Genomic DNA, 3266 nt, shown 5'->3' on the forward strand with positions numbered 1-3266 from the left:
CCCACCTTCACCATTTATCTCTGACTTCGGTTCGCCGGATGCAGAGTTAAATGGGTTAGAGGTATCACCTTAGTGAATACATAGCTTTGGTGAAGCGAACCCGGAGAACTGAAACATCTCAGTACCCGGAGGAAAAGACATCAACCGAGATTCCGTAAGTAGTGGCGAGCGAACGCGGACCAGGCCAGTGCCTCATTCTAAACTAGCAGAACGATCTGGAAAGTTCGGCCATAGCGGGTGACAGCCCCGTATGCGAAAGTGAGGAATGAGGACTTGAGTAGGGCGGGACACGTGAAATCCTGTCTGAACATGGGGGGACCACCCTCCAAGCCTAAATACTCGTGCATGACCGATAGTGAACCAGTACCGTGAGGGAAAGGTGAAAAGCACCCCGATGAGGGGAGTGAAACAGTACCTGAAACCGAATGCCTACAAGCAGTGGGAGGGTCCTTGTGGCCTGACCGCGTACCTCTTGCATAATGGGTCAGTGACTTAATGTATCGAGCAAGCTTAAGCCGATAGGTGTAGGCGCAGCGAAAGCGAGTCTGAATAGGGCGACTGAGTTCGATGTATTAGACCCGAAACCCGGCGATCTATGCATGACCAGGATGAAGGTGGGGTAACACCCACTGGAGGTCCGAACCGATTACCGTTGAAAAGGTACCGGATGAGTTGTGCTTAGGGGTGAAAGGCCAATCAAGCCGGGAAATAGCTGGTTCTCCGCGAAAACTATTGAGGTAGTGCCTCGGACGAACACCGCTGGGGGTAGAGCACTGGATGGGCTAGGGGGTCGCGAGATCTACCAAACCTAACCAAACTCCGAATACCAGCGAGTGATATCCGGGAGACAGACGGCGGGTGCTAAGGTCCGTCGTCAAGAGGGAAACAGCCCTGACCTACAGCTAAGGTCCCCAAGTCACGTCTAAGTGGGAAAGCATGTGGGAATCCCAAAACAACCAGGAGGTTGGCTTAGAAGCAGCCATCCTTTAAAGAAAGCGTAACAGCTCACTGGTCTAAATAAGGGTTCCTGCGGCGAAGATGTAACGGGGCTCAAGACGTGCACCGAAGCTTAGGGTTGGATCTTTTGATCCAGCGGTAGCGGAGCGTTCCGTAAGTCTGTGAAGCGGGAGGGTAACCGACCGTGGAGATATCGGAAGTGCGAATGCTGACATGAGTAGCGATAAACAGTGTGAGATGCACTGTCGCCGAAAGCCCAAGGGTTCCTGCGCAAGGCTAATCCGCGCAGGGTGAGTCGGCCCCTAAGACGAGCCCGAAGGGGGTAGTCGATGGGAATCAGGTTAATATTCCTGAACCCGGAGGTGTGTGACGGATGGCGTGTGTTGTCAGGCCTTAACGGATTGGTCTGGCTTCGAAGCTGTCCCGGGAAATAGCCCCTCCATATGGACCGTACCCGAAACCGACACAGGTGGGCTGGTAGAGTATACCAAGGCGCTTGAGAGAAGGGTGTTGAAGGAACTCGGCAAATTGCCTCCGTACCTTCGGAAGAAGGAGGCCCCATATATGCGCAAGCACTTATGGGGGGCACAGGCCAGGGGGTAGCGACTGTTTAGCAAAAACACAGGGCTCTGCTAAGTCGGCTTCAAGACGACGTATAGGGTCTGACGCCTGCCCGGTGCCGGAAGGTTAAGAGGAGGAGTGCAAGCTCTGAATTGAAGCCCCGGTAAACGGCGGCCGTAACTATAACGGTCCTAAGGTAGCGAAATTCCTTGTCGGGTAAGTTCCGACCTGCACGAATGGCGTAACGACTTCCCCACTGTCTCCAACACCTGCTCAGCGAAATTGAATTCTCCGTGAAGATGCGGAGTACCCGCGGTTAGACGGAAAGACCCCGTGCACCTTTACTGCAGCTTCAGAGTGGCATTGGACAAGAACTGTGTAGCATAGGTGGGAGGCTTTGAAGCCCGGGCGCCAGCCTGGGGGGAGCCAACAAGTGAAATACCACCCTGTTGTTGTTTAATGTCTAACCTCGCACCGTTATCCGGTGCAGGGACCCTCTGTGGCGGGTAGTTTGACTGGGGCGGTCGCCTCCCAAAGAGTAACGGAGGCGCGCGAAGGTTGGCTCAGGACGGTTGGAAACCGTCTGTTAGAGTGCAATGGCATAAGCCAGCCTGACTGCGAGACTGACAAGTCGAGCAGAGACGAAAGTCGGTCATAGTGATCCGGTGGTCCCTCGTGGAAGGGCCATCGCTCAACGGATAAAAGGTACGCCGGGGATAACAGGCTGATAACCCCCAAGAGCTCATATCGACGGGGTTGTTTGGCACCTCGATGTCGGCTCATCACATCCTGGGGCTGGAGCAGGTCCCAAGGGTTTGGCTGTTCGCCAATTAAAGTGGTACGTGAGCTGGGTTCAGAACGTCGCGAGACAGTTTGGTCCCTATCTGCCGTGGGCGTCGAAGTTTGAGAGGAGTTGCCCCTAGTACGAGAGGACCGGGGTGAACATGCCTCTGGTGGACCTGTCGTCGTGCCAACGGCGCAGCAGGGTAGCTATGCATGGACGGGATAACCGCTGAAAGCATCTAAGCGGGAAGCCTCCCTCAAGATAAGACTTCATAGAGCCGTGGAAGACCACCACGTTGATAGATCGGATGTGGAAGTGCGGTAACGCATGGAGCTAACCGATACTAATTGCTCTATTCGCGCTTGAAGAGTCCCACCATCAACGACAGCGCTGATGGCGGATATATGAATGCCTGCACGGGCACCGATCAAAAAGCTTTCCGAACGCGCCGGCTCCATAGCTTGGTGGCCATAGCGTCTGTGACCCACCCGATCCCATCCCGAACTCGGCCGTGAAACCAGACAGCGCCGATGGTACTATCGCTTAAGCGATGGAAGAGTAGGTCGTCGCCAGGCTTTGAAGCCGGCGCGCTCGGATAAAACCCATTCACAATCTTCGCGACCGGTACACACCGATCGCCAATACTGGCGCGGGGTGGAGCAGCCCGGTAGCTCGTCAGGCTCATAACCTGAAGGTCGCAGGTTCAAATCCTGCCCCCGCAACCAAATCAACTTGCTGAACCAAGTCCGCAGACAAGGTCGCCCCAACGGGCGGCTTTTTGCGTTTCTGCACGCCGGCACTGGCCTGTGGTCAAGCCGGCCCGAGCGCAGCCATCGCGCAGATCTTCTGCGCCGTGATGCCTCGCCGGGCCGAACAACCACCAACGCGCACCAACCCCCGCCCGCCCGCCGATCAGCACCCCGATCAGCGTCGGTCCTTGTCTGCCTCAGATCGACAGTCTTCC

General features: G+C 55.8%; 1 tRNA gene and 2 rRNA genes (1 of these 3 cut by a window edge). All 3 read left to right on the forward strand.

Annotation, left to right across the window (positions count from 1 at the left end):
- Window positions 1-2669, forward strand: a 23S ribosomal RNA gene (locus OPU66_RS14580) (it extends 126 nt beyond the left edge of the window).
- A 93-nt stretch (window positions 2670-2762) separates the two neighbouring features.
- Window positions 2763-2877, forward strand: a 5S ribosomal RNA gene (gene rrf / locus OPU66_RS14585).
- Window positions 2878-2950: 73 nt separating this feature from the next.
- Window positions 2951-3027, forward strand: a tRNA-Met gene (locus tag OPU66_RS14590).
- Window positions 3028-3266: the final 239 nt, after the last annotated feature.

It is taken from the genome of Sphingomonas sp. URJC2, from assembly GCF_059803575.1.